Raw genomic sequence first — 26,983 nt, 5'->3', positions numbered from 1 at the left:
CAGAAGCCTTGGGCCTTCTGACCCTTATATTTCACACAATACAATATAGAGGACAACCGTGAATCGTTATTTGTTAAGTGCATTGACCCTGAGCTTGCTGGCCGGCGTATCCGGCATGGCTGGCGCCGCTGATTCTGCCAAGAAAGCCGCCGCCACAGCCGCCACAGCCGTCGCGCCGGCCGCGCTGACGTCCGGCATCGCCATCGAATACGTCGACCCTGCCGTGCGCGCGCAGGACGATCTGTTCCAGCACCTGAATGGCAAATGGCTGGCGGAAACGGTGATTCCTGCCGACAAGTCGAGCTGGGGCAGCTTCGCCAAGCTGGCCGACGATACGCAAACCCAGTTGCGCGGCATCGTCGAAGGCGCGGCGGCCGACAAGGCCCGCGCGGCCGGTTCGAATGCCCAGAAGATCGGTGATTTCTACAACAGCTTCATGGATGAAGCCAAGCTGGAAAGCCTGGGCCTGACCCCCTTGAACGCGGAGCTGGCGAAGATCGCCGCGCTGCAGGACAAGGCGGAATTGCCGGGCGTGATCGCCCACTTCAGCAAGCTGGGCGTGACCTCGCCGTACGACTTCGGCATCCACCAGGACGCCAAGGATTCCACCAAATACGTGGCCGACATCGTGCAAAGCGGCCTGGGCCTGCCTGACCGCGATTACTACCTGGAAGAGGGCAAGGCCGACACGCGCGCCAAATACCTGGCCCACGTGGAAAAAATGCTCAGCCTGGCCGGCGACGCGAACGCTGCCGCGAATGCGAAAGCCATCCTCGCGCTGGAAACGGAACTGGCCAAGGCGCAATGGAGCAATGTGCAGAACCGCGATCCCGTCAAGACCTACAACAAGGTGGAACTGGCGAAACTGGCCAGCGTGGCGCCAGGCTACGACTGGGCCCGCTACCTGAAGGACACGGGCATCGCCGGCAAGGTCAATTACGTGATCGTCAGCCAGCCCAGCTACCTGAAAGGCTTTGCCGAGATCGCCAACAAGACCCCGCTGGAGACATGGAAAGCGTATTTCCAGTGGCACTTGCTGCACGCTAACGCCGGCTACCTGCCGAAAGCGTATGTCGATGAAAACTTCGCCTTTTATGGCACCACCCTGACGGGCGTGACGGAAATGCGTCCGCGCTGGAAACGCGGCGTGGGCGCGGTCGAAGGCGCGCTGGGCGAAGCCGTGGGCCAGCTGTACGTCGAGCAATACTTCCCGGCCGAGCGCAAGGTGCGCATGGAAGCGCTGGTGAAAAACCTGATGACGGCCTACAAGCAAAGCATCGACAAGCTCGACTGGATGAGCCCTGTCACCAAGAAACAGGCGCAAATTAAACTGGCCAAGTTCACCACCAAGATCGGCTATCCGAACAAATGGCGCGATTACTCGGGCCTGACGGTGGCGCCGGACGACTTGATCGGCAACATCCAGCGTTCGCACCTGCTCAACTACAACCGCGAATTGAACAAGCTGGGCCAGCCTATCGACCGCGACGAGTGGGGCATGACACCCCAGACCGTGAACGCCTATTACAACCCGGAACTGAACGAAATCGTCTTCCCGGCCGCCATCCTGCAAGCGCCGTTCTTCGACGCCAACGCGGACGACGCCGTCAACTATGGCGCCATCGGCGGCGTGATCGGCCATGAAATCAGCCACGGTTTCGACGACCAGGGCGCCCAGTACGATGGCGACGGCAACCTGCGCGACTGGTGGACCAAGGCCGACCATAAAAACTTCGCCAAGAAAACCAAGCAATTGGTGGCGCAGTACAACAGCTTCAGCCCCGTTCCAGGCCATTTCGTCAATGGCGAGCTGACCTTGGGCGAGAACATCGCCGACAATTCCGGCGTGGCGATCGCGTACAAAGCGTATAAATTGTCGCTCAATGGCAAGAAAGCCCCCGTCATCGACGGTTTCACGGGCGAGCAGCGCTTCTACGCTGGCTTTGCCCAGGTCTGGCGCATGAAGATGCGCGAAGCGCAGCAACTCGTGCTGCTGAAAACGGACCCGCACTCGCCAGGCCAGTTCCGCGCCAACGGCACCATGCGCAACCAGCCAGGCTTCTATCAAGCCTTCGATGTGAAACCGGGCGACAAGATGTACCTGCCGCCGAAAGACCGCGTCATCATGTGGTAAGACGCTAGTCCCAGGCCAAAGTTGCCAGCCGCCCCGCGCAAGCCGGGCGGCTTTTTTGCGTCGCATGATCTGGCGCAAACTGCGGGTAAAAAAAAACCGCCCTGGCGGGCGGTTCCTGGAGACGGGTGCTGCGCTGCTTACTTGGCAGGTTCCGCGGCAGGCGCAGCGGCGCCATCAGCGGCTGTGGCCGGTGCCGGCACTTCCGGTTCCTTGAACTTGCCGCCGGACGCGTTGGCGATGTAGACGACGGCGCGCGCCACTTCCACATCGTCGAGGTCGGGATTGCCGCCCTTGGCCGGCATCGCGCGCAAGCCTTCGATCGCGTGTTTCAGGACCGTATCGTAGCCCTGGGCCAGGCGGGCCGACCAGCTGCCCGCATCGCCAAATTTCGGTGCGCCAGCCACGCCGGCGCCATGGCAAGCCACGCAGGTGGCCGTGTAGACGGCTTCGCCGCTTTGCAGCACTTTCGGACCGCTGGCATCCTTGAAGGTAAAGCCAGCGTTGGCGACGGGGCTCAGGCGCTCGGCGATGGCTTCCGGCGACTGGCTGTCCGTACCGGCGCCCGTCAGTTTTTGCGCCGTGACGAACTGCACCAGCAGGATGATGCCGATGACGGTGACGAGGAAGAAGCCAGCTACGGCGGCAAGCAATTGTTTAGGCGTTTTGATCGCTGATTGTTGTTCGTTATGTGCGTCGCTCATGATGTCCTTAGTCCAGATTTGAAACTGATGGCCGTGTAAGGTAGCATTTTTACATGCTTGTATGTAAACCTTTATGAAACCCACAATTATAGGCACAAAAATTGAGCAGTGACATGCAATTGCCAGCGATACGACAGTTTCCGTAGACGTAGGTAAAGAAAAACGGTATCCTTCGCATCACTTCAGAAATTCCCCCTACGCGGCTGTAGCTCAGTGGATAGAGTATTGGCCTCCGAAGCCAAGGGTCGTGGGTTCGATCCCCGCCAGCCGCACCAGACAAATCAAGACCCCCGTTCTATCCAGCCGGCATTGCCATACGGCTGCATGCTGTATCCCCACTATTACTTCAGCAAGCCTGACAAGGCGTGTATCGCTGCTTGCCAGCTTACCAGCTTGCCGGGGATGCCATGTGCGCCATCCTCTCGGAAACACCTCTGACGCCCCTGCTGTTGTCTGTTTGCAACCTCCAAAGTCCTCCAGCTTCCGATATCAAAATTGATATCGAAACAGTGGAAAAATTGATTGGAGAGATTATCGCCCAGCCCCTAAGATAAACGCCGAGCATGCGCACGACATGCAAGCGGTACAACAATATCAATACAATATCTGGAGATTCATGATGCGCAACGCCACCGGCCCGCTCGCGGCTACTTTCCCTCGTCCATTCACCTTGAAGGCAGCCGTTGCGGCATTGGCCGGTATCGGCTTGCTGAGCACTGCTTCGGTCTGGGCGCAGGACGCGGTGGTGGCGGACGCCAGTGACAAAGCTGCGGCGGAAGTGTCGGTCGTGACCGTCAGCGGCGTGCGCCGCTCGGCGCAGAACTCGCAGCAGATCAAGATGCGCTCGGACCAGGTCATCGATTCCATCGTGGCCGACGACATCGGCAAATTCCCCGATAACAACGTGGCCGAGACCCTGGCGCGCATTTCCGGCATCCAGATCCGCCGCGATTCGGGCGAGGCGAGCGCCGTCATGATCCGCGGCTTGCGCGATGTCACGACCCTGCTCAATGGCCGCGAACTGTTCACGACGACGGGACGCTACGTCAACCTGGCCGACATTCCTGCCACCATGCTGCAGCGCGTGGACGTGTACAAGTCGCAAGGCGCGGACCAGGTCGAAGGCGGCGTGGCCGGCATCATCGACGTGCGCACGAATCGCCCGTTCGACTTCAAGGATTTCACGGCCAGCGTCAACACGCGCGCCGTCTACAGCGACAAATCGAAAGCCACGGACCCGAACATCAGCGGCATGGTGGCGAACCGCTGGAAGACGGGCATCGGCGAAGTGGGCGCGCTGCTGGGTCTGTCGCAGCAGCAGCACCGTTACCATGAGGAACGCGCATTCAATACGGCGCCCGTGGATAAAGGTTTCCTGTCGCCCGGTTTGACGGGGCCGGACCAGGTGGGCTTGTTGCCGATCAAGGGCGACCGCCGCCGCAGCACCGCCAATGCCGTGCTGCAATGGCGTCCGAACGCCGACGTCGAGCTGTATGCCGAGGGCATGGCCACGCGCTTCCTGCTCGACGCGGAGTCCGATTACTTTGTCGGCTTGCCCTGGTGGGGCACGCCTGTGTCGGCAACAAAAATTCCCGGCACCAACCAGCTGCAAACCCTGACCTCGACCAACGTGAACACCATCATGTCGACGCAGGCGAACAAGAACGAGACGAAGACGCATCAGTTTGCCGTGGGCGGCTTGTGGGATATCAACCCGGAATGGCGTTTCACGTCGGAAGTGGCCAGCACCAAAAGCACGTATGCCTGGCGCAATCCGATTCTCGACGCCATCACCGTCGTGCCGAACGCCACCATCAATACCAACCAGAACGGCACCCTGCACGTCGACTACACGGGCATCGATCTGCAAGACCCGTCGAACTACTATCTGAAGGGCTTTTTCGACCGCTACGGCCGGGACCAGGGCAGCTCGAACGATGTGCGCGCCGACCTGGCGTACACGCCGGGTGCCGGCGGCATCTTCAAGGAAATCAGCGTCGGGGTGCGCGGCGTGAAACGCGAAGCCGAATCGATCAAGAGTTTCGAAGGCAATGCGGAAGCACCGGACGTGTCCGGCGCCGCGTTTCCGTTTGGCCGCCAGAGCGTGACGTCGATTCCCGGCCTCAATTGCCTGTCGGAACCGATGTCCAGCGGCGGTCCCGACTATGGCTTGAAGCAGTGGTACACGCCATGCGCCAGCTTCCTGCTCAATAACACGGGCACCATCCGCCAAGCCGTCACGGGCAGCAGCGCGGCGCGCGCCATGGACCCGGGCTCGTTCTTCAAGGACACGGAAAAGACGTATTCCATCTACACCAAGGCGAAGATCGCTTTTAAACTGGGCGCCTACCCCGTCGACGGCACCGTCGGCGTGCGCGTCGTGCGCACGGAGCAAAGCCTGCAAGGCAATACTTCCGAGGATGGCGTGTACACGCCCGTCATCAGCGACACGGCCAGCACCGACGTGCTGCCGAGCGTGGCCCTGAAAATCAAGCTGCGCCCGGACCTGGTCGGCCGCTTCGCCGCGGGCCGCACCATCAGCCGCCCCGGCTTTTCCCAGCTGAACCCGGGCGTGGCCCTGGTCAACTCGACGGAAACGGTGAAGGCGACGGGGGCGGGCGGCAATCCGAACTTGAAACCGGTGACGGGCGACAATGTCGATGCCGCGCTGGAATGGTATTTCGCGCCGGCCGGTTCCGTGACGGCCACCGTGTTCCACCACAAGTTCGACGGCTATATCCAGCAACGCATTGCCAGCGAAACCATCGGTGGCAAGACCTACGACGTGGACCGCCCGTACAACACGGCTGCCGGCAAGCTGCAAGGCCTGGAAATCGGCTACCAGCAGTTTTATGACGGCTTGCCCGGCATCCTGAGCGGCCTGGGCCTGCAGGCGAACGGCACCTACATGAGCGGTACCACCGACGACGAGACGGGCAGCCATGCCATCACGGGCGTGTCGCGCTATGCCTACAACCTGGTGCTGCTGTACGAAAAAGATGCGTGGTCGGGCCGCCTGGCCTACAACTGGCGCTCGAAATTCATCGACAGCTACAACCAGGGCGGCCCCGGCCTGGACTTGAAAGTGGCGCCGACGGCCCAGCTCGACGGATCGCTGTCGTACAAGATCAACGAACAGTTCACGGTAACCCTCGATGGGAATAACTTGCTCGACACCAAGTTCAAGGATTACTGGAACGAGCCGGGCGTGTATGCGCGCGATACGCGGCGCTATGACCGCACGGTAGGGTTATCGCTGCGCTGGAAGATGTAAGTTGATCGCACAGTAAAAAATCAAGGGCGTTGCCATGGTTTCGGCCGGCAGCGCCCGTGTCAGTTGGACAGTCACGCACGATTCATCATCAAAAGAATGGACGGAAAGCATGGAGACGCAAAAATTATCCACCGTTGAAAAGGTCGGCTTCGGCGCCGGCGACATGGCGCTCAATGTCGTCATCTCGTCGATGATGTTGATCATTACCTTTTTCTATACCGATATCTATGGCTTGAAAACCACGGACCTGGCCCTGCTGTTCGTGGCCGTGAAAGTCATCGGCGCCATCGCCGACCTGGTCATGGGCCAGATCACCGACCGCTACAGCTTTGCCTCGGGCCGCTACCGCCCGTATCTGCTGTGGCTGGCCGTGCCGTATGGCGTCAGCGTCTTCTTCGTTTTCAGCACGCCCGAATGGCAGTATGACGCCAAGCTGATCTGGGCATATTCGACGTATATCCTGATGACCATCATGACGGCCGGCGTGGGCATCCCCTACATTTCCCTGATCAGCGGCCTGACCAGCGACCCGCAGGACCGCCTGTCGGCCAATGGCTACCGCCTGTTCTTCGCCAAGATCGGCGCCTTCATGGTGACCATCGTCGTGCCCATCCTGTCGCAGCGCTGGGGCGGCGGCAATCCGGCCGTCGGCTATCAGGCGGCCATGGCCGTGATGGCCGTGATGGGCGTGGCCCTGTTCCTGTTCTGCTATTTCTCCACCACCGAGCGCGTGGTGCACGTGGTGGAAAAGCAATCGTTGCTGGCCCAATTGAAAGTGCTGCTGCGCAATGACCAGTGGCTGGTACTGTGCGGCGTGTGCGTCACGGGCACCATCGGCTATGTGGTGCGCGGCTCCGTCGCCATTTATTACGCGAAATACTATCTGGGCGGCAGCACGGAAACGGTGGCCGCCTTTTTGACCACGGGCGTGGTGGCCGCCATCCTGGCCATGATCGCCTCGACCTGGATCACCAAGTTCTATTGCAAGGTCAAGCTGTTCCGCTACACGCAGATCGGCGTCGCACTGATCAGCCTGGCGATCTATTTCTTCGTGAAGCCGAGCGATACCGTGCTGGCCTTCGCCCTGTATTTCCTGCTCTCCTTTGTCGTGGACTTGCACGCGCCCGTGTTCTGGTCGGCCATCGCGGAAACCATCGATTACGGTCAAGTCAAGACGGGCAAGCGCGTCTCCGGCTTCGCCTTCGGCGGCATTTCCGTCTGCCAGAAGGCGGGCATGGCGGTGGCGGGCGGCCTGGTGGGCGTGCTGCTCGCGTATTTCGACTACCAGCCCAACCACGAGCAGACGCAATTCGCCCTGAACGGCATCGCCCTGATGCTGTCGATCATCCCCGGCTTTTTCCACTTGCTGATGGGCTTGCTGATGTTCAAGTACCGCATCAGCGACAGCTATTACACGGGTGTCAAGGTAGAGATGCACAAGCGCGGCTACGTCGCCGCATGAGGACACCTGAGCTAACCTACTGCGCGTCGGTATAGGCGGCCTGCGATGCTCACCGTACTAGAGTACGGTTGCGCTTCTTAGCCACCTCTCCCTTCCGCTCGCTACGGTTTTCTCAGGTGTTGTAAGGCAAACTAATTTTATCTAATGAAATAATTTGGAGTGCTTATGGTTGAAGTACTGAAACCGCTGATCGAACAACGTGCCGACCCGCACATTTACCGCCACAGCGACGGTTATTATTACTTTACGGCCTCCGTGCCCCAGTACGACCGCATCGAACTGCGCCGCGCGGACAGCATCGCCGGCCTGGCCGATGCGCCCACCGTCGACGTGTGGCACAAGCCGGAAACGGGGCCGTACAGCGAGCTGGTGTGGGCGCCGGAATTGCACTTCAACCAGGGCGCCTGGTATGTGTACTTCGCCGCCGCGCCCAGCCGCGAGATCAAAGACAAATTGTTCCAGCACCGCATGTATGCGATCCGCAATACGAACGCCAACCCGCTCGAAGGCGAGTGGGAATTCATGGGGCAGATCGACACGGGCATCGACACCTTCTGCCTGGACGCCACCACGTTCGAGCACGACGGCGTGCTGTACTACCTGTGGGCGCAGAAGGATGTCGCCATCGAGGGCAATTCCAACCTGTACATCGCGCCGATGGCCACGCCGTGGCAGCTGGCCGGCCCGCCCGTGATGCTGAGCAAACCGGAATTCGACTGGGAAATTCGCGGCTTCTGGGTCAACGAGGGACCATCCGTGCTGAAACGCAATGGCAAGATCTTCATCAGTTATTCGGCCAGCGCCACCGATGAAAACTATGCGATGGGCTTGCTGTGGGCCGACGCGTCCGCCGACCTGCTCGACCCGTTCTCGTGGACGAAGTCGCCTGAGCCCGTATTTGCCACCTGCTACGAGCATGGCATCTACGGCCCCGGCCACAACAGCTTTACGACGGCCGCCGATGGCGACGGCGTGTTGCTGGTGTACCATGCCCGCACCTACACGGAAATCGTCGGCGACCCGCTGTGGAACCCGGACCGCCATACCTTTGTGAAGCCGCTGCGCTGGGATGCGCAAGGCATGCCCGTGTTTGGCCGCTCATCGACCCTGTAAAACCTGGACCCGACGCCATGACCCCAGTTGATTCTGTTTCAGTGACGCAAGCGCCGTTCGGCATCCTGCCCGACGGCCAGCAGGTGAGCGTGTTTACCCTGACGAACCGCCAGGGTATGCAAGTCAAGGTGCTCGACTTTGGCGCCATCATCAGCGCAATCCACGTGCCGGACCGCAATGGTGCCTTTGCCGACGTGGTGCTCGGTTTCGGGCACCTCGAGCCCTACCTGGCCAACAGCGCTTTCCTGGGCGCCGTCATCGGCCGCTTCGGCAACCGCATCGCCGAGGGACGTTTTACTCTCGACGGCAAGGATTACCAGCTGGCCGTCAACAATGCACCGAATCACTTGCATGGCGGCAATCAGGGCTTTCACCAGGTGATGTGGCAGGCCGCGCCGTTCACGAAAGATGACGCGGTAGGCGTCACGTTCACGCGCAGCAGCCCGCACGGCGAAGATGGCTACCCGGGCAAGCTCGACGTCACGCTGACCTATGAACTGGACAACGATAATGCGCTGAGCCTGCGCTACCATGCCGTGACGGACCAGGCCACGCCGATCAACCTGACCAACCACAGTTATTTCAACCTGGCGGGGCAGGGCACCATCCTCGGCCACGAGGTGGCGATCAACGCGGACCGCTACCTGCCTGTCGATGCGGGGTCCATCCCCACGGGCGAACTGGCGGACGTGACCGGCACGCCGTTCGACTTGCGCCAGAGCACCGTCATCGGCGACAGCATCGCCTTGCCGCATGAACAGCTCCGCATCGGCCGCGGCTATGACCATAACTTCGTGCTGAATCAACAGCCCGGTCAGTTGCTCAGCCTGGCCGCTACCGTGCGCGAGCCGCAATCGGGGCGGGTGATGCAGGTGTACACGCAGGAGCCGGGCATCCAGTTCTACTCGGGTAATTTCCTCGACGGCAGCCAGCATGGCAAGCAGGGCCCCATTCCTTATCGCGGCGCGCTATGCCTGGAAACCCAGCATTTCCCGGATTCGCCGAACCAATCGCATTTCCCGAACACTATTTTGCGTCCGGGCGAGGTGTATCAGACGGAAACGGTCTATCGGTTTTCCGCAGAATAATCGTCGCAGCTCCCAGGGGTCTGACCCGGCGGATCAGACCCCAAATACTTTCCACGCCCTGCCGCCACGTGCCCGCAGGGCGTTTTCATTGGCGCATGGCGATATCGTTTTCGATATCGGAACGCATTAAAAATTGATTGGAAAGGCATGGCAGGATTCTTTAGTATCCCAACATCGCTGCCCGGGCCGACGACATTAGATCCGGCATGGCACAACCAGGAGAATGGCATGTCTGAGACAAAAAAGAAGGTAGCCCTGCGCTCGGCCGAGTGGTTCGGCTCGCAGGACAAGAACGGCTTCATGTACCGCAGCTGGATGAAAAACCAGGGCATACCTGACCACGAATTTCACGGCAAGCCCATCATCGGCATCTGCAATACCTGGTCCGAACTGACCCCCTGCAACGCGCATTTCCGCCAGCTGGCCGAGCACGTCAAGCGCGGTATCCTGGAAGCGGGTGGTTTCCCCGTGGAATTTCCCGTCTTTTCGAACGGCGAATCGAATCTGCGCCCGACAGCCATGCTGACGCGCAACCTGGCCTCGATGGACGTGGAAGAATCGATCCGCGGCAACCCGATGGACGCCGTCGTGCTGCTGGTCGGCTGCGACAAGACGACGCCGGCATTGCTGATGGGCGCGGCCAGCGTCGACATTCCCACCATCGTCGTCAGCGGCGGCCCCATGCTGAACGGCAAGCTGAACGGCAAGGACATCGGTTCCGGCACGGCCGTGTGGCAGCTGCACGAACAGATGAAGGCGGGATCGATCACCCTGCACCAGTTCATGTCGGCCGAATCGGGCATGTCGCGCTCGGCCGGCACCTGCAACACCATGGGCACGGCCTCGACGATGGCCAGCATGGCCGAAGCGCTGGGCACGTCCTTGCCGCACAACGCGGCCATTCCCGCCGTCGATTCGCGCCGCTACGTGCTGGCCCACATGTCGGGCATCCGCATCGTTGAAATGGTGCATGAAGACCTGCGCCTGTCGAAAGTGCTGACGCGCGAGGCGTTTGAAAACGCCATCAAGGTCAACGCGGCCATCGGCGGCTCGACCAATGCCGTGATCCACCTGAAGGCGATTGCCGGACGCATCGGCGTGCCGCTGGAACTGGAAGACTGGACCAAGGTGGGCCGGGGCACGCCGACCATCGTCGACCTGCTGCCGTCGGGCCGTTTCCTGATGGAAGAGTTTTACTACGCGGGCGGCTTGCCGGCCGTGATACGCCGCCTGGGCGAGGGCGATTTGCTGCCGCACAAGAATGCGCTGACCGTCAACGGCAAGTCGATCTGGGACAACTGCGTCGAAGCGCCGATCTACAACGATGAAGTGGTGCGCACCCTGGACAATCCATTGCTGGCCGATGGCGGCATCTGCGTGTTGCGCGGCAACCTGGCGCCACGCGGCGCCGTGCTGAAACCGTCGGCCGCCTCGCCGCATCTGATGCAGCACCGGGGCAAGGCCGTCGTCTTCGAAGACTTTGAACATTACAAATCGCGCATCCTCGATCCGGATCTGGACGTCGATGCGAACTCCGTGCTGGTGATGAAGAACTGCGGCCCGAAAGGTTATCCGGGCATGGCCGAAGTGGGCAACATGGGCTTGCCGCCGAAACTGCTGGCGCAAGGCATCACCGACATGGTGCGCATCTCGGATGCGCGCATGAGCGGCACGGCCTATGGCACCGTCGTGCTGCACGTGGCGCCGGAAGCCATGGCGGGCGGCCCGCTGGGCATTGTGAAAGATGGCGACATGATCGCCCTCGATTGCCACGCCGGCAGCCTGAACATCGACATCAGCGACGCGGAAATCGCCGAGCGCCTGGCGGCCCGCGAACTGGGCAGCGCGCCCGGACCGAAGAGCGGCTACCAGCAGCTGTACATCGAACACGTGTTGCAGGCCGACGAAGGCTGCGATTTCGACTTCCTGGTCGGCAATCGCGGTTCCGCCGTGCCGCGCCACTCACATTAAGCGGAGACAATTATGCTGTTGCTGCAATTTACGAATGAACACGGCGGCCGCCTCGTCGGCCTGCTGCAAGACGACCAGATCCGCGTCATCGAAGGCTACAACACGACGTATGCGCTGGCGCAAGACGCCATCCGCAAGCGTATCAATCTGGCGGAACTGGTGAACGCCACCGTCGGCAATACCACGCATGCGTATGCGGACGTGGCCGCCGCCGGACGCGTGCTGCCGCCGCTCGATCACGCCGACGAAGCGCACTGCTACGTGACGGGCACGGGCCTGACCCACCTGGGCAGCGCCGGTGCGCGCGACGCCATGCACAAGAAGATCGGCGGCGACGCCGAGTCGCTGAGTGACTCCATGAAAATGTTCCGCCTGGGCGTGGAAGGCGGCAAGCCCGCTGACGGCACGGCCGGCGCCCAGCCCGAATGGTTTTACAAGGGCGACGGCTCCATCGTGCGCGCCGGCGGCCAGCCGCTGCGCATGCCGGATTTTGCCCTCGATGGCGGCGAAGAGCCGGAAATCGCCGGCCTGTACGTGATCGGCGACGACGGCCAGCCCTACCGGGTCGGCTATGCCATCGGCAATGAATTCTCGGATCACGTGACGGAGCGCCAGAACTACCTGTACCTGGCCCACTCGAAGCTGCGCGTCTGCAGCGTGGGCCCGGCCCTGCTGGTGGGCGAATTGCCCGCGCACATCGCCGGCGCCTCGCGCGTGCTCGATGCGGCCGGCAAGGTGCGCTGGGAAAAGGCCTTCGTCAGCGGCGAAGACAATATGTCGCACACGATCGCCAACCTCGAACACCATCACTTCAAGTATCCGCTGTTCAAGCGCCCGGGCGACGTGCACGTGCATTTCTTCGGCACGGCCACCCTGAGCTTTGCCGATGGCGTGAGCGTGGCGCCGGGCGAAACCTTTGAAATCGAGGCGCCGGCCTTTGGCCCTGCCCTGCGCAACCGCCTCGACGTCTTCCCAACCGAATTTGCGAAAGTGAGCACATTATGAGTTTCCATATCACCGGTGATGCATTGATCGGCGGCGTCGCCGTCAAGGGCAATGGCGGCTCCTTCGAAGCGTGGGACCCGGCCGCGCGCGCACACATCGCGCCCGCCTTCCACATGGTGGACGTAGCGCAAATCGACGAAGCCTGCCGCCTGGCGCAAGCCGCATTCGACCCCTTCCGCGCCACCAGCGACGCGCAGCGCGCCGATTTCCTGGACACCATCGCCGCGCAAATCGGCGAACTGGGCGACGAGCTGATCGTGCGCGCCATGACGGAAAGCGGCTTGCCGCGCGCGCGCCTGGAAGGCGAACGCGGCCGTACGGTCGGTCAATTGAAATTGTTCGCCGGCTTGCTGCGCGAAGGATCGTGGACCGATGCGCGCATCGATTCGGCTTTGCCCGACCGCGTGCCGCCGCGTCCTGACTTGCGTTTGCGCATGATCGGCCTGGGTCCCGTCGCCGTGTTTGCGGCCAGTAACTTCCCGCTGGCCTTCTCCGTGGCGGGCGGCGATACGGCCTCGGCCTTGGCTGCCGGCTGCCCTGTCGTCCTGAAAGCCCATTCGGCCCATCCGGGCACGTCCGAACTGGTGGCGCGCGCCATCGTCAAGGCGATTGCCATCTGCAAGCTGCCGGCCGGCGTATTCGCCCTGTTGACGGGCACGGGCAATGGCATCGGCCAGGCGCTGGTCGCCCATCCGGCCATCCAGGCCGTCGGCTTTACGGGTTCGCGTTCGGGCGGTATCGCCCTGATGAAGGTGGCGGCGGAACGTCCGCAGCCGATCCCCGTGTATGCGGAAATGAGCAGCATCAACCCCGTGTTTGTGCTGCCGCAAGCCTTGGCTGCCCGTGGCGCGGCGATCGCCAGCGGTTTTGCCGCTTCGCTGACGATGGGCGTTGGTCAGTTCTGCACCAATCCCGGCCTCGTGCTGGGCTTGGAAGGCCCTGACTTCACGGCCTTTGCCGGGGCCGCCGCCGACGCGCTGGCGCCGGCCCCGGCCGCCACCATGCTGACGGCGGGCATCGCCAACAGCTATGCCAGGGGCGTCGCCGCGCTGGCGCAGCACGCGGATGTGACGCCGCTGGTGCAGAACACGGGAGAAGAGGGCAAGGGCGCCGCCGCCCTGTTCGTCACCTCGGGCGAGGCCTTCCTGGCCAGGCACGATTTGCGCGATGAAGTCTTCGGCCCGGCTTCCTTGCTGGTGGCGTGCCGCGACATCGAGCAATTGATTGCCATCACGGAAAGCCTGGAAGGCCAGCTGACGGCCACCCTGCAGATGGATGCGGGCGACCTGGACAATGCTCGCCGCCTGCTGCCCGTGCTGGAACGCCGCGTGGGCCGCATCCTGGCCAACGGTTTCCCGACCGGTGTGGAAGTGTCGACGGCCATGGTGCACGGCGGCCCGTTCCCGGCCACGTCGGACGGCCGCAGCACGTCCGTGGGCACGGCGGCCATCAACCGCTTCCTGCGTCCCGTGTCCTACCAGAACCTGCTGCAGGACTTGCTGCCGGAGTCGCTGCGCGACGATAATCCGCTGGGGATCTGGCGCCGCAAGGATGGCGTGCTGGGTAAGGAATAACAACACGGCGAGCCGCACGCGATTGCGGTTTGTTGCTGTTGTAAGTTGCATATAAAAAATAAACAGGTGGAGACAAGATGAAGCAATTGGCGAAATATGGCAGCTTGCAGGGCAAGCGCGTGTTCATCACGGGCGGCGGCAGCGGCATCGGCGAATCCCTGGTGGCGGAATTTGCCGCCCAGGGCGCCGTGGTGGCGTTTGTCGATATCGCCGTGGAAGCGAGCGAGGCCCTGTGCCGCCGCCTGGCCGAAGCGGGCCTGACGGCGCCCCTGTTCCGCCATTGCGACATCACGGATATCCCCTCCCTGCAAGCCGTCATGGCCGAACTGGCCGGGAAGCTGGGCGACTTCGATATTCTCGTCAACAATGCGGCCAACGACCAGCGCCATCAGGCGCAGGACGTCACCCTGGAATACTGGAACGAGCGCATTGCGATCAATCAACGTCCCATGTTCTTCACGTGCCAGGCCGTGTTCGAGGGCATGAAGCGCAAGGGCGGCGGCTCCATCATCAACGTCAGTTCGATCTCGTGGCACATGAAGTCGGGCGGCTACCCCGTGTATGCCACCACCAAGGCGGCCGTCGTGGGCCTCACGCGGGGCCTGGCGCGCGATTATGGCGCGCACAATATCCGCGTCAACACGGTCACGCCCGGCTGGGTCATGACGCAGCGCCAGATCGACCTGTGGGTCGACGAGGCGGCGGAAGTGGAAATCAAGAAAAGCCAATGCTTGCCAAGCAAGCTGATGCCGCAGGACATCGCCGCCATGGTGCTGTTCCTTGCTTCCGATGACGGCGCGATGTGCTCCTCCCAAGAATTCATCGTCGACGCCGGCTGGGTTTGACAAAACGTTCAGGGCGTTGTTGCAGGGTCTTGCCGTACTAGCGTACTGTCTGCGACCCTGCGCCTAGCCCTGGGCGTTTTGTCGGCCGCAGAGTTGCAGCCTGCCAAATCTTTCCTCTTTCGAAATACCGCTCTTGCCGCCCCAACCCCGCGGCCGGAGAGGCATCGCCACATCCAGATTGCGCCGGGGTTGACCCGGCCCTTGCTTTTCACTCAAAAACAGGAGACAGCATGAAATGTATCAACACCAGCATCGTGGCCCTCAGCCTGGCCATGGCCGTCGGCAGCGCCTTTGCCGCGCCCGTCAATGTCACCATCGACGCGGCCAAGCCCGGCCCCGTGATCAATAAGAACATCTACGGCCAGTTTGCCGAACACCTGGGCACGGGCATTTACGAAGGCATGTGGGTGGGGCCGGAATCGTCGATCCCGAACACCAAGGGCTGGCGCAATGACGTGCTGGGCGCGCTGAAACAGTTGCACGTACCGCTGGTGCGCTGGCCGGGCGGCTGCTTTGCCGATGAGTACCACTGGAAGGATGGCATCGGCGCGCGCGAGAAGCGTCCGACCAAGGTCAACACCAACTGGGGCGGCGTGGAAGAGTCGAACGCCGTCGGCACGCATGAATTCTTCGACCTGGCCGAGTTGCTGGGCGCACAGACCTATATCAACGGCAACCTTGGTTCCGGCACGCCGCAGGAAATGTCCGAGTGGCTCGAATACATGACCTCGGACAGCAAGTCCACCCTGGCCGAACTGCGCCGCAAGAATGGCCGCGCCCAGCCGTATAAAGTCGATTACTTTGGCATCGGCAATGAAGCCTGGGGTTGCGGCGGCAATATGCGTCCGCAATACTATGCCGACCTGTACAAGCACTATCACACCTTCATGAAGACGCCGGAAAGCGCGCGCCCGAAATTCATCGCCAGCGGCGGCAATGACGACGACACCAGCTGGTCGGGCACCCTGAGCCGCGAAATCAAGCCGAACATGATGGACGCCATCAGTTTCCACTACTACACGGTGCCGACCGGCGTATGGGAAAAGAAGGGCGCGGCCACGGGTTTTGGCGAAAACGAGTGGATTTCCACCCTGAGCCGCACCCTGCGCATCGATAGCTTGATCAAGAACAATCTCGCCGCCATCGACAAGAACGATCCCTCGAAAAAGACCGGCTTGTACGTCGATGAATGGGGCACCTGGTACGACGTGGAACCGGGCACCAACACGGGTTTCCTGTTCCAGCAAAACAGCTTGCGCGACGCCCTCGTCGCCGCCCTGAACTTCAATATTTTCCACGCCCATGCGGACCGCGTGCGCATGACGAATATCGCGCAAATGGTCAACGTGCTGCAGGCGATGATCATCACGGACAAGGACAAGTATTTCCTCACGCCCACGTATCACGCGTTTGAAATGTACGTGCCGTTCCAGGATGCCACGACCTTGCCGGTTGCCATCAGCGGCAATGGCAAGTACAGCCTGGGCAAGGTCAGCATTCCGGAAGTGAGCGCCTCGGCCGCGCGCGCCAAGGATGGCAAGGTGTATCTGTCGCTGGTCAACACGAACCCGCACAAGGCCGTCGACGTGAGCGTGGCGCTGGCGGGCCAAAAAGTGACGGCCGTGCATGGCCGCGTGCTGACCGCCGGCAAGATGGATGCCGTCAACAGCTTTGCGCAACCGCAAGCCGTGCAGCCGGTGGCGTTCAATGCCCAGGCGCAGGGCGGCAAGCTGGCCGTGTCGGTGCCCGCCAAGGCCGTCGTCGTGGTGGCCGTCGAATAAGCTTTTCGCCACTTGTCACTCATCGGGCCGGCCTGCATGAAGGGCTGGCCCGTTCATATTGGAGAACACGATGCAATTTTCGACAATGATGGCCATGGTGGCCATGCTTGCTTTCAGCCCCGTCCAGGCGGCCCAGGTCAGCGTGCACGACCCTGTGATGGCCAAGGAAGGCGACACGTATTATCTGTACAGCACGGGTCCCGGCATCACTTTCTACAGCTCGAAGAATATGCGCGACTGGCAGCCGGAAGGGCGCGTCTTCGCGGGCCAGCCGACCTGGGCCAAGACGGCCGCACCATCGTTCGACGACCATATCTGGGCGCCCGACGTGCAATTTCATGACGGCAAATATTACCTGTATTACTCGGTGTCCGGCTTCGGCAAGAATACCTCGGGCATCGGCGTGACCGTCAACACCACCTTGAATCCCCGTTCGCCCGACTACCGCTGGGTCGACCAGGGCATGTTGCTGCAATCGGTGCCCGAGCGCGACGAGTGGAACGCCATCGATTCGAACATCATCACCGATGCCAAGGGCACGCCGTGGATGGCCTTCGGCTCGTTCTGGAACGGCATCAAGCTGGTGAAACTCAACGCGGACTGGAAAACCATTGCGGAACCGCAAGAGTGGCACTCGCTGGCGCGCCGCGCGCCGCTGCCGCCACGGGCGGGCGAATTCAAGCCCGCACCCGAGGAAATCGAGGCGCCGTTCATCTTCCAGCGCGGCAACGATTACTTTCTCTTCGTTTCCTGGGGTTTATGCTGCCAGAAGGAAAAAAGCACGTATCACCTGGCTGTGGGCCGTTCGACCAGCGTGACGGGGCCGTATCTGGACAAGGATGGCCGCGACATGGCGCAGGGCGGCGGCACGGTGGTCTTGAAAGGTGACAAGGATTGGCGGGGCCTGGGCCACAACAGCGCTTACACGTTTGACGGCAAGAATTATCTGGTGCTGCACGCCTACGAGACGGCGGACAACTATTTGCAGAAGCTCAAGATCCTGCCCATGACGTGGGACAAGGAGGGCTGGCCGCAAGTCGATGCGCGCGATTTGAACCGCTATCAGAGCCGCGAATTGCCGGCCGCCACACCCTGAGGGAGCGGGGATGTGCGCCAGGTGATACGTAAATCGGTATCGCAAGCGAAAAAGAATTGATTGGATGGCTATGTTGCTTTCTCCTACCATGGGTTCATAAAAAACCGCCCATCCGGCATCCGGCTGTGATGGTATTCCAAAAAAAACTGGAGACAAGAATGACATTGACACGCCGCACCCTCCTCGCCAGCGCCATGCTGCTGGCATTGTCCGCTACCTCGTCCGCGTTTGCCGCCAAGCCCCTCGTCATGGGCTTTTCGCAGGTGGGCGCCGAAAGCGAATGGCGCACCGCCAATACCGTCTCCATCAAGGAGGCGGCCAAGAAAGACGGCGTCACCCTGAAATTTGCCGATGCACAGCAAAAGCAGGAAAACCAGGTCAAGGCCCTGCGCTCGTTCATCGCGCAAAAGGTCGACGTGATCGCCTTCTCTCCGGTCGTGGAATCGGGCTGGGATACGGTGCTGCGCGAAGCCAAGGCCGCCAAGATTCCCGTCATCCTGACGGACCGCGCCGTCAACGTGGCCGACAAGTCGCTGTACGTGACCTTCATCGGTTCCGACTTCGTGGAAGAGGGCCGCCGCGCCGGTCAATGGCTGCTCGAGCACGCCAAGAAAACCCCGGATGCGACCCTGAACATCGTCGAACTGCAAGGCACGGTCGGTTCCGCGCCGGCCATCGACCGCAAGGAAGGCTTCCAGGAAGTCATCGGCAAGAATCCCAAGCTCAAGATCATCCGTTCGCAAACGGGCGACTTTACGCGCGCCAAGGGCAAGGAAGTGATGGAAGCGTTCCTCAAGGCCGAAGGCAAGAAGATCAACGTGCTGTATGCGCACAATGACGACATGGCCATCGGCGCCATCCAGGCCATCGAGGAAGCGGGCATGAAGCCGGGCAAGGACATCATCATCATCTCGATCGATGGCGTCAAAGGCGCGTTCGAGGCCATGATCGCCGGCAAGCTGAACGTCACCGTCGAGTGCAGCCCGCTGCTGGGCCCGCAATTGATGTCCATCGCCCGCGACGTGGTGGCCGGTAAGCCCGTGCCCGCGCGCATCACGACGGTGGAAGGCGTGTTCCCTGCCGAGGTGGCCGCCAAGGAATTCCCGAACCGTAAGTACTAAGCTTGCCGCATGATGAAGACGCAAGCGCATCACACTGCCGCGCCAGCTCCCTTGCTGGAGTTGCGCGGCATCAGCAAGTCCTTTCCCGGCGTGAAAGCCCTCAGCGACGTTGCCCTGCGCCTGTATCCGGGTGAAGTGCACACCTTGATGGGGCAGAACGGCGCCGGGAAGTCGACCCTGATCAAGGTGCTGACGGGGGTCTATACGCCCGACAGCGGCCAGATTTTGTTTGACGGCAAGCCCATCGCCCCCGCGTCCACCTCGGACGCGCAGGCGCTCGGCATCAGCACCGTGTACCAGGAAGTCAATCTGTGTCCGAACCTGTCGGTGGCGGAAAACATCTTTATCGGCCGTTATCCGCGCCGCTTTGGCGGCATCGATTGGCGTGGCATGCAGCAACAGGCGCGTGCCTTGCTGCAGCAGCTGCAGATCGATATCGACGTCACGGCGCAATTGTCCAGCTTTCCCTTGGCCATCCAGCAAATGGTGGCCATCTCGCGCGCGCTGAACATTTCGGCCCGCGTGCTGATCCTCGACGAACCCACGTCCAGCCTGGACGAGGCGGAAGTCAATCTGCTGTTTTCCGTGCTGCGCCGCCTGCGCGAGCAGGGCATGGCGATCCTGTTTGTGACCCACTTCCTGGACCAGACCTACGCCATTTCCGACCGCATCACCGTCATGCGCAATGGCGAGCGCGAAGGCGAATACGCGTGCAGCGAACTGTCGCGCCTGGCGCTGGTCAATAAAATGATCGGCGTGGCGGCCGATACGCAGGAACAAGCGCTGGACCTGGCGCAAGAAGCGGGCGCGGCCAGCTTCGGCCCGGCTGTGCTGGAAGCCACTGGACTGGGCCGCAAGGGCGCCTTGCTGCCCATGGATTTCCACATCCGCCAGGGTGAATTGCTGGGCCTGGCCGGTTTGCTCGGTTCGGGCCGCACGGAACTGGCGCGATTGCTGTTCGGCGCCGACAAGGCTGACTCGGGCACGATCACTACGCAGGGCCAGCCGCGCCACTTCAATGTGCCGCGCGACGCGATTGCCCGCGATATCGGCTTTTGCTCGGAAGACCGCAAGCACGAGGGCGCGATTTTGTCGCTGTCCGTGCGCGAAAACATCATCCTGGCCTTGCAGGCCCGCACGGGCTTGCTGCGCGCCATCCCGTTCAAGCGCCAGCAGGCGCTGGCCGACGAATATGTGAAAGCGCTGGGCATCAAGACGGCCAGCATCGAAACCCCCATCGGCAGCCTGTCGGGCGGCAATCAGCAAAAAGCCTTGCTGGCGCGCTGGCTGGTGACCTCGCCCGCCATGCTGATTCTCGATGAGCCGACGCGCGGCATCGACGTGCGCGCCAAGCAGGAAATCATGAGCTATGTGGCCAAACTCTGCCGCAAGGGCATGGCCATCCTGTTCATTTCGTCCGAATTGCCGGAAGTGCTGCGCTGCAGCGACCGTATTCTGGTCATGCGCGACCGCAAGGCCTGCGGCGACTATGCGCGCGGCGAGCTCGATGATAGTTCCGTGCTGCAAGTGATTGCCGGAGAGACAGCATGAGCATGACCACATCGTCGCCCGCCGCCCCTGCGGCGCGGGCGGCTGCCACCACGGATTCTTCCATTGTGCATACCGTTTTACACCACCCCCTGAGCCGGCCCCTGGCCGCGCTGTGCTTGCTGCTGCTGGTCGATCTGTTTGCCATCCCCGGCTTTTTCCATCTGGAAATCCGCGATGGCCACCTGTACGGCAGCGTGATCGATATCGTCAACCGCGCGGCGCCCTTGATGCTGGCGGCCCTGGGCATGACCCTGGTGATTGCCACGCGCGGCATCGACATTTCCGTGGGCGCCGTCGTGGCCCTGTCCGGCACGGTGGCGGCCATGCTGATCGGCGGCACCATGGTGATGGACAATGGCGTACCGACCTACGTGAGCAATATCCCCATGGGCTGGGCCCTGGCGGCCGCCCTGGGCGCGGCCCTGCTGTGCGGTGCCTGGAATGGCGTGCTGGTGGCGGGCCTGGGCTTGCAGCCCATCGTCGCCACCCTGATCCTGATGGTGGCGGGGCGCGGCCTGGCGCAATTGCTTACGGATGGGCAGATCGTCACCGTCTACTATCAACCGTTCTTCTTCATCGGCAGCGGTTACCTGTTCGGCTTGCCGTTCTCGCTGTTCCTCGTGGCGGCCGTGTTCCTCATCACGGCCGTGCTGATGCGGAAAACGGCCCTGGGCCTGTTCATCCAGGCCGTCGGCATCAACCCCGTCGCCGCGCGCCTGGCCGGCATCAGGACGGCGACCCTGATCTTTTTCGTCTACGTGTTTTGCGCCGCCTGTGCGGGCCTGTCGGGGCTGATGATCAGCTCGAACATCAAGAGTGCCGACGCGAACAATGCGGGCCTGATGCTGGAACTGGACGCCATCCTGGCCGTTACCCTGGGCGGCACCTCGCTGGCCGGCGGCAAGTTCAGCCTGGTCGGCAGCATGATCGGCGCGCTCATCATCCAGACCCTGACCTACACGATTTATTCGCTCGGTGTGCCGCCGGAAGTGAACATGGTCGTCAAGTCGGTCGTCGTCTTCCTCGTCTGCCTGTCGCAATCGTCGGAATTCAAGCAATTGCTGCATCGGAGAAAAGCATGAAGGGTTTGCTGCACACCCCGTATTTCACTTCGCTCGTCACGGTCTTGCTGCTGGTGGTGATGCTGGGCCTGGGCGGCGCCGCCTATCCGGGCCTGCTGTCGACGCAAGTGATCTTTAACCTGTTGATCGATAACGCCTTTTTGCTGGTGATCGCCGTCGGCATGACCTTCGTCATCGTTTCCGGCGGCATCGACCTGTCCGTCGGTTCCGTGCTGGCCCTGTCGACCATGATCGCCGCCTGGCTGCTCAACGTGGCGCACTGGCCCCCGCTCTTGGTGATCGCCACCGTGCTGGCGCTGGGCACCGTGTTTGGCGCCGGCATGGGCGCGCTGATCCATTATTTCAAATTGCAGCCCTTCATCGTCACCCTGGCCGGCATGTTTTTGGCGCGGGGACTGTGCTATTTGATCAGCATCAACTCCATCACCATAGCCGATCCGCTGTTTGTCGCCATGTCGCAAACCCAGCTGGGCTTCCTCGGCGGCTTCGTCTCGCCCGGCGTCGTGATCGCCGTGCTGACCCTGCTGCTGGCCATCTGGCTGGCGCACGCCACGCCATTCGGCCGCGCCGTGTATGCGATCGGCGGCAATGAACAGTCGGCCCTGATGATGGGTTTGCCCGTGGGCCGCACCAAGGTCCTGATCTACGCCTTCAGCGGCTTTTGCGCGTCGCTCGGCGGCGTGCTGTTTTCGTTCTACATGCTGTCCGGCTATGGCTTGCATGCGCAAGGCACGGAACTGGACGCGATTGCCGCCGTCGTCATCGGCGGCACTCTGCTCAGCGGCGGCTACGGCTACGTGGCGGGCGCCCTGTCGGGCGTGCTGGTGCTGGGCACCATCCAGACCCTGATCGCCTTCGACGGCACGCTCAGCTCGTGGTGGACCAAGATCGTCATCGGCGGCCTGCTGTTCGTCTTTTGCGTCGTGCAAAGACTGATGGCCATGGGCCAGAAAAATACCAACGGGAGTTAATAGCATGTTTCACAAGAATAAACTTGCCGCCACCATCGGCATGGCGGCGGCGCTCGCCTGCATGGCCCTGGGCGCGCAGGCGGCCAACCCCATCGTGAAAAACATCTACACGGGCGACCCGGCCGCGCTGGTCGACAATGGCCGCGTGTATTTGTACGTCGGCCACGATGAGGCGAGCGCCACGGATACGGATTACCGCATGAACGAGTGGCGCGTGTATTCCTCGTGCGACATGGCGAACTGGACGGATCACGGCTCGCCCGTGCGCTTTTCCACCTTCGCCTGGGCCGGCAGGGATGCGTGGGCCGGCGACATCGTCAAGCGCGGCGGCAAATACTATTTCTATTCGACCGTCGACCACAAGACCATTCCCGGCAAGGCCATCGGCGTGGCCGTGTCCGACAGCCCGACGGGACCGTTCGTCGACGCGCGCGGCAGCGCCCTGATCACGAACGACATGACGCAGCAGACGGCGATCCCGTGGGACGACATCGACCCGGCCGTCTTCATCGATACGGATGGCCAGGCATACATTTACTGGGGCAACACGGTCTTGAAGTACGCCAAGCTCAACGCCAACATGACGGAGCTCGATGGCCCGATTCTGACCTTCGGCATGGATGCGTTCACGGAAGCGGCGTACATGCACAAGCATGCGGGCACGTATTACCTGTCGTACTCGCGCAACTTCCCCGAAGAAACGGCGTACTCGACGGGCCCGACGCCGGCGGGGCCGTGGCATTTTCGCGGCACCATCATGGACAAGAATGCCGTCGTGAAAACCATCCACCAGGCCATCATCGAGTTCAACGGCAAGTCCTACATTTTCTATCACAACGACAAGTTGCCGGGCGGTGGGGAATACCGGCGTTCCGTCGCCGTGGAAGAGCTGAAATACAAGCCGGACGGCACGATCGAATTCATCCAGCAAACGGCTGGCCCGGCTGCCAACCCGAGCGTCGCCTGCAAGGCAAGTTAGTACCGGGGTCGGACCCGTTGGGTCTGACCCCAGCCTTTGCTCTTGTTTTTTGAATTGTAAAAAAGGAGACAAACCGATATCTGTAATATCGATATCAGCCAGAAACTGATATCGATCATGATATGATTTATTCATGGATACCCTCAACCCCAACTGGTTCTTGCGAGCCCGCCTGAAGACGCGGCAATTGCTGTTGTTGATCGCCCTTGACGAGCAGCGCAACATCCACCGCGCGGCGGAAGAATTGCACATGACGCAGCCGGCCGCGTCCAAGCAAATCAAAGACCTGGAAGAGATGCTGGACGTGCGCCTGTTCGACAGGTTGCCGCGCGGCATGGAGCCGACCATCTACGGTGAAACGATGATACGCCACGCGCGCATGGCGCTGACGAGTCTGTCGCTGGCGCATGACGACATCGTCGCGCTCAAATCAGGCCTGACGGGCCAGGTGGAAGTGGGCGTCATCATGACGCCGGCCATGGCCTTGCTGCCGCGCGCGATTGCCCGCATCAAGCAGCAGGCGCCGCTGATGCGCATCGGCGTGCACCTGGAGCACAGCAATACCTTGATGGACATGCTGCAGCACGGCACCCTGGACTTCATGATCGGCCGCATCCTGGAAAAGGAAAGCAGCGCCGGCCTCATCTACGAGGAATTGACGGAAGAGCCGGCCAGCGCCGTGGCGCGCAATGGCCACCCGCTGCTGTCGCGCAAGAATCTGCAACTGAAGGACCTGGCGGCCCAGCCGTGGATTCTGCCGCCGCAAGGCAGCATCCTGCGCCACCGCTTCGACATGATGTTCCGCCGCGCCAGCCTGGAGCCGCCCGTCGACGTGGTCGACACGACCGCCTTGCTCTTGATCACGTCCCTGCTGCAGCAGACGGATTCCCTGCACGTGATGCCGACGGAAGTGGCGCACTACTACGAATCGTTGAACGTGCTGAGCATTCTGCCCATCGAACTGCCGTGCAAGATGGATGCGTTCGGCATCATCCGCCAGCAGGATCATCTGTTGTCGCCGGGGGCGGATATGCTGCTCAAGGCAGTACGGGCGACTGCTGCCGACATGTATTGACCCGAGGCGGTGGTTGTGTCGGATTACGCGCTTGCGCGCTAATCCGACCTACCGTTCACATGCATGCGTAGGTCGGATTGGCGGAACGCGTAATCCGACAATTGCCCCTTGCGTTCATTCCGGCACTTCAAAGAAGAACAGCTGCACCAGCCGGCCATTTTCCGGCGTATCGCCAAACACATTGCTGATCGAGTGAAAGTAGTGGCCCTTGTAGACGATCAGGCGGTTGTGGCGCATCGGCACTTCCAGCAAGGCTTGCCAACTGTCGCGCTGTTCTTGTAAGTCGTTGAATTTCTGCACTTTGCTGTTCGGCAGCCAGCGCTTCTGGAAGTCCTTGAAGCTGGCGTAGCCGCCCGCCTTCACGTCCGCCTCGGGCAGTCTCCGGTACCAGCCGCTGGGCTGGTGGCGCCAGAACGTGGTGCCGCCCTGGCACTGCTCGGGCGGGTTCAGGTACAGCACGCCCGCATAGAAATTGAAATTGTTGCCCGTCTCATTGTCCACGTGGATATCCGTGCGCGCCGTCGCGTCCGCATAGCTGAGGCGATACGAGCCATTGTCGGGTGAAATAAAACGGATGGGGCGGCCCAGTGCCGTGGCGATGCGCTCCATGATGGGCTGGCTGGGCTGGCCCGCCGTCTGGCTGCCCGGATAATTCTGTCCCGCATAGCGCTGCTGTTCGAACGGCAAGGCCAACGCCTGGGCGCGCCAGGCGGCCGGGTCGGGCAGGAAGTCGTCGACGATGTGCAGGTCCGTTTCGCGGATAAAATCGTGCAGGGTGTCCGCGACATTGAGCGTCGTCAACGTTTCGGGATGTTCCGCTTGCGGGCTGGCAAAGCCGATGCGGCACGTCTGCGCCAGCGCCGGGTGCAGCGCCAGCGCTTGCGCATAGCGGGCCAGCGCCAGATCCCGCTGTCCCGTGCGGTAATACAGTTCGGCCAGGCCTTGCAGGGTTTGCCAGCGCTGCGGGCGCAGGGCGTGGGCCCGTTCCAGTTCGGCGATGGTCTCCATCAGCCGCTGTTTTCCCATCAGCAATTCGGCATGGCTGATGGCGAAATCGTGTTCGTGCGGCGCCAGCCGCGCCGCCGTGGCGTAGCTGGCCAGCGCCGCTTCGCTGTCCGTACCGCGCAGCACGTTGCCGAGGTTGTAGTGGAACAGAGGGTTCTCCGGCTGCTGCCTGAGCGACAGTTTTAACAGGCCCAGGCCGAGGGCACCCTGGCCCAGCTCCAGCATCGCCAGGCCCTGGAAATGCTGCGCTTCGGCCAGGGCCGGGTCCTGTTTGAAGGCCGCCTGGTAGGCGTTGATCGCCTCGATCAGCTTGCCTTGCCGCTGCAGTTGCCGGCCCTTGGCCAGCTGTTGTTCCGCCAGTGTCTGTTCGCCCATGTGTCGATCCCGATGCAATGTGGCGAACAGTGTAACCGAGCCCGTTCTACTGCGCCTGGTTGACGGGAATTTCCTGCCCGTTCAGCTTGATCGCCACCTTGACGATTTGCGCCTTGACCTGGTTGCTGGCCATGTCCGCTTCCTGCGCGTAGGCGTACACGACGATGGCGAAATCCTTGTAGCCGCTGCGCGCCGCCTCGATCTTACGCGCCGCGTCCTGGTCCACTTTCAGCAAGGAATAACCGTCGCCATTCGTGAAGGCCAGCTTGTAGTCGCCATTGTCGTACATGTAGTAATACGTGCCCGCTTCGGCGAACTTGGCGGGGAAGGCGGCCTTGTCCATGACGTACGGCGACAGCGCGCCCTGGCCGTTGATCTGGTAGCGCAGGTAGCGTTTCGTCTTGGCTTCATTGACCTTGGCGTCGATCTGCGGTTTCAGCGCGTCGAGCACTTCCTGCTTGCGGAAGGCGTCGTTGCTGCCCGCATATTCGCGCGAGACACGCTGCGCCACGGCCGCATAGTCGGGCGGCACGCCGGACAGGGCGATGTAGCTGTACATCAACTGGTTGCCGCTCGTGATGTCGACATAGCTGGCCGCTGGCGTGGCCGGGTCCGCTTGCGGCAGGCTGGCGGCCGCCGCCTTTACTTGCGCCTTGGCGGCCAGCTCGGCGACATTCGCGGCGACGGGGGCGGAGGCGGCCGATGTGGCGGTGTCGTTCTTGCCGCAGGCGGACAGGAGCACGGTGATGGCGAGCAGGGCGGGGAGGGTACGTTGCATGA

Annotated in this window: 20 protein-coding genes and 1 tRNA gene; 18 read left to right on the top strand and 3 right to left on the bottom strand. The window is 62.0% G+C overall.

What is annotated here, in order from left to right; translation table 11 throughout:
* Positions 1-58: 58 nt before the first annotated feature.
* A complete protein-coding gene (locus ACQ4W4_RS15890; RefSeq protein WP_436542818.1) occupies positions 59-2,134 on the top strand; it encodes a M13 family metallopeptidase in 2,076 nt (691 codons plus the stop codon).
* Positions 2,135-2,271: 137 nt separating this feature from the next.
* On the opposite strand, the gene ACQ4W4_RS15885 is transcribed toward ACQ4W4_RS15890, so the two are convergent.
* Positions 2,272-2,835, bottom strand: coding sequence for a c-type cytochrome (locus tag ACQ4W4_RS15885; protein ID WP_436542817.1), 564 nt, complete (start codon positions 2,833-2,835; stop codon positions 2,272-2,274).
* A gap of 199 nt (positions 2,836-3,034) precedes the next feature.
* Here ACQ4W4_RS15885 and ACQ4W4_RS15880 point away from each other — a divergent pair.
* The 17 genes from ACQ4W4_RS15880 (at position 3,035) to ACQ4W4_RS15800 (ending at position 24,823) form a co-directional block, all read left to right on the top strand.
* Positions 3,035-3,110, top strand: a tRNA-Arg gene (locus ACQ4W4_RS15880).
* A 341-nt stretch (positions 3,111-3,451) separates the two neighbouring features.
* Positions 3,452-6,109: a TonB-dependent receptor gene (locus tag ACQ4W4_RS15875; RefSeq protein ID WP_436542816.1), complete on the top strand. Its 2,658-nt coding sequence runs from the start codon at positions 3,452-3,454 to the stop codon at positions 6,107-6,109.
* Between the two features lie 109 nt (positions 6,110-6,218).
* Complete coding sequence (locus ACQ4W4_RS15870; RefSeq protein WP_436542815.1) at positions 6,219-7,571, top strand: MFS transporter; 1,353 nt, start codon at positions 6,219-6,221, stop codon at positions 7,569-7,571.
* A gap of 165 nt (positions 7,572-7,736) precedes the next feature.
* Complete coding sequence (locus ACQ4W4_RS15865) at positions 7,737-8,684, top strand: glycoside hydrolase family 43 protein (RefSeq protein WP_436542814.1); 948 nt, start codon at positions 7,737-7,739, stop codon at positions 8,682-8,684.
* A 17-nt stretch (positions 8,685-8,701) separates the two neighbouring features.
* Positions 8,702-9,772: an aldose epimerase family protein gene (locus ACQ4W4_RS15860; protein ID WP_436542813.1), complete on the top strand. Its 1,071-nt coding sequence runs from the start codon at positions 8,702-8,704 to the stop codon at positions 9,770-9,772.
* 228 nt (positions 9,773-10,000) lie between these two features.
* On the top strand, positions 10,001-11,743 hold the full coding sequence (locus ACQ4W4_RS15855; protein ID WP_436498014.1) for an IlvD/Edd family dehydratase: 1,743 nt from the start codon (positions 10,001-10,003) through the stop codon (positions 11,741-11,743).
* Between the two features lie 12 nt (positions 11,744-11,755).
* Positions 11,756-12,748: an AraD1 family protein gene (gene araD1 / locus ACQ4W4_RS15850; RefSeq protein WP_436542812.1), complete on the top strand. Its 993-nt coding sequence runs from the start codon at positions 11,756-11,758 to the stop codon at positions 12,746-12,748.
* A complete protein-coding gene (locus ACQ4W4_RS15845) occupies positions 12,745-14,322 on the top strand; it encodes an aldehyde dehydrogenase (NADP(+)) (RefSeq protein ID WP_436542811.1) in 1,578 nt (525 codons plus the stop codon). Before araD1 ends, ACQ4W4_RS15845 begins: the two co-directional genes overlap by 4 nt.
* Positions 14,323-14,399: 77 nt before the next feature.
* The gene (locus ACQ4W4_RS15840; RefSeq protein ID WP_436542810.1) at positions 14,400-15,167 is read left to right on the top strand and encodes an SDR family NAD(P)-dependent oxidoreductase; all 768 of its coding nucleotides are present in this window, start codon (positions 14,400-14,402) and stop codon (positions 15,165-15,167) included.
* A 230-nt stretch (positions 15,168-15,397) separates the two neighbouring features.
* A complete protein-coding gene (locus ACQ4W4_RS15835; RefSeq protein WP_436542809.1) occupies positions 15,398-16,948 on the top strand; it encodes an alpha-N-arabinofuranosidase in 1,551 nt (516 codons plus the stop codon).
* A 70-nt stretch (positions 16,949-17,018) separates the two neighbouring features.
* A complete protein-coding gene (locus ACQ4W4_RS15830) occupies positions 17,019-18,044 on the top strand; it encodes an arabinan endo-1,5-alpha-L-arabinosidase (RefSeq protein ID WP_436542808.1) in 1,026 nt (341 codons plus the stop codon).
* A gap of 158 nt (positions 18,045-18,202) precedes the next feature.
* Positions 18,203-19,165, top strand: a complete 963-nt coding sequence (locus tag ACQ4W4_RS15825; protein WP_436542807.1) for an ABC transporter substrate-binding protein — start codon at positions 18,203-18,205, stop codon at positions 19,163-19,165.
* A 9-nt stretch (positions 19,166-19,174) separates the two neighbouring features.
* Positions 19,175-20,716 (top strand): sugar ABC transporter ATP-binding protein, encoded by a 1,542-nt coding sequence (locus ACQ4W4_RS15820; protein WP_436542806.1) that lies wholly within the window; start codon positions 19,175-19,177, stop codon positions 20,714-20,716.
* A complete protein-coding gene (locus tag ACQ4W4_RS15815; protein ID WP_436542805.1) occupies positions 20,713-21,798 on the top strand; it encodes an ABC transporter permease in 1,086 nt (361 codons plus the stop codon). The genes ACQ4W4_RS15820 and ACQ4W4_RS15815 overlap by 4 nt, the downstream gene beginning before the upstream one ends.
* Positions 21,795-22,769: a galactofuranose ABC transporter, permease protein YjfF gene (gene yjfF, locus ACQ4W4_RS15810; protein WP_436542804.1), complete on the top strand. Its 975-nt coding sequence runs from the start codon at positions 21,795-21,797 to the stop codon at positions 22,767-22,769. Before ACQ4W4_RS15815 ends, yjfF begins: the two co-directional genes overlap by 4 nt.
* A 4-nt stretch (positions 22,770-22,773) precedes the next feature.
* Positions 22,774-23,748 carry a glycoside hydrolase family 43 protein gene (locus ACQ4W4_RS15805; protein ID WP_436542803.1) on the top strand — a complete coding sequence of 325 codons (975 nt, stop codon included), beginning with the start codon at positions 22,774-22,776 and terminating at the stop codon, positions 23,746-23,748.
* A gap of 133 nt (positions 23,749-23,881) precedes the next feature.
* Positions 23,882-24,823, top strand: coding sequence for a LysR family transcriptional regulator (locus tag ACQ4W4_RS15800; RefSeq protein ID WP_070219038.1), 942 nt, complete (start codon positions 23,882-23,884; stop codon positions 24,821-24,823).
* Positions 24,824-24,937: 114 nt separating this feature from the next.
* Here the strand turns inward: ACQ4W4_RS15800 and ACQ4W4_RS15795 are convergent, their stop codons facing one another.
* A complete protein-coding gene (locus ACQ4W4_RS15795; protein ID WP_436542802.1) occupies positions 24,938-26,203 on the bottom strand; it encodes a DUF6445 family protein in 1,266 nt (421 codons plus the stop codon).
* A 46-nt stretch (positions 26,204-26,249) separates the two neighbouring features.
* Positions 26,250-26,981 (bottom strand): hypothetical protein, encoded by a 732-nt coding sequence (locus ACQ4W4_RS15790; RefSeq protein WP_436542801.1) that lies wholly within the window; start codon positions 26,979-26,981, stop codon positions 26,250-26,252.
* Positions 26,982-26,983: the final 2 nt, after the last annotated feature.

Origin of the sequence: Janthinobacterium glycogeni (genome assembly GCF_051380725.1) — a bacterium.
Lineage (GTDB): Bacteria > Pseudomonadota > Gammaproteobacteria > Burkholderiales > Burkholderiaceae_D > Janthinobacterium.
This window is presented reverse-complemented; position numbering and strand designations above follow the sequence as displayed.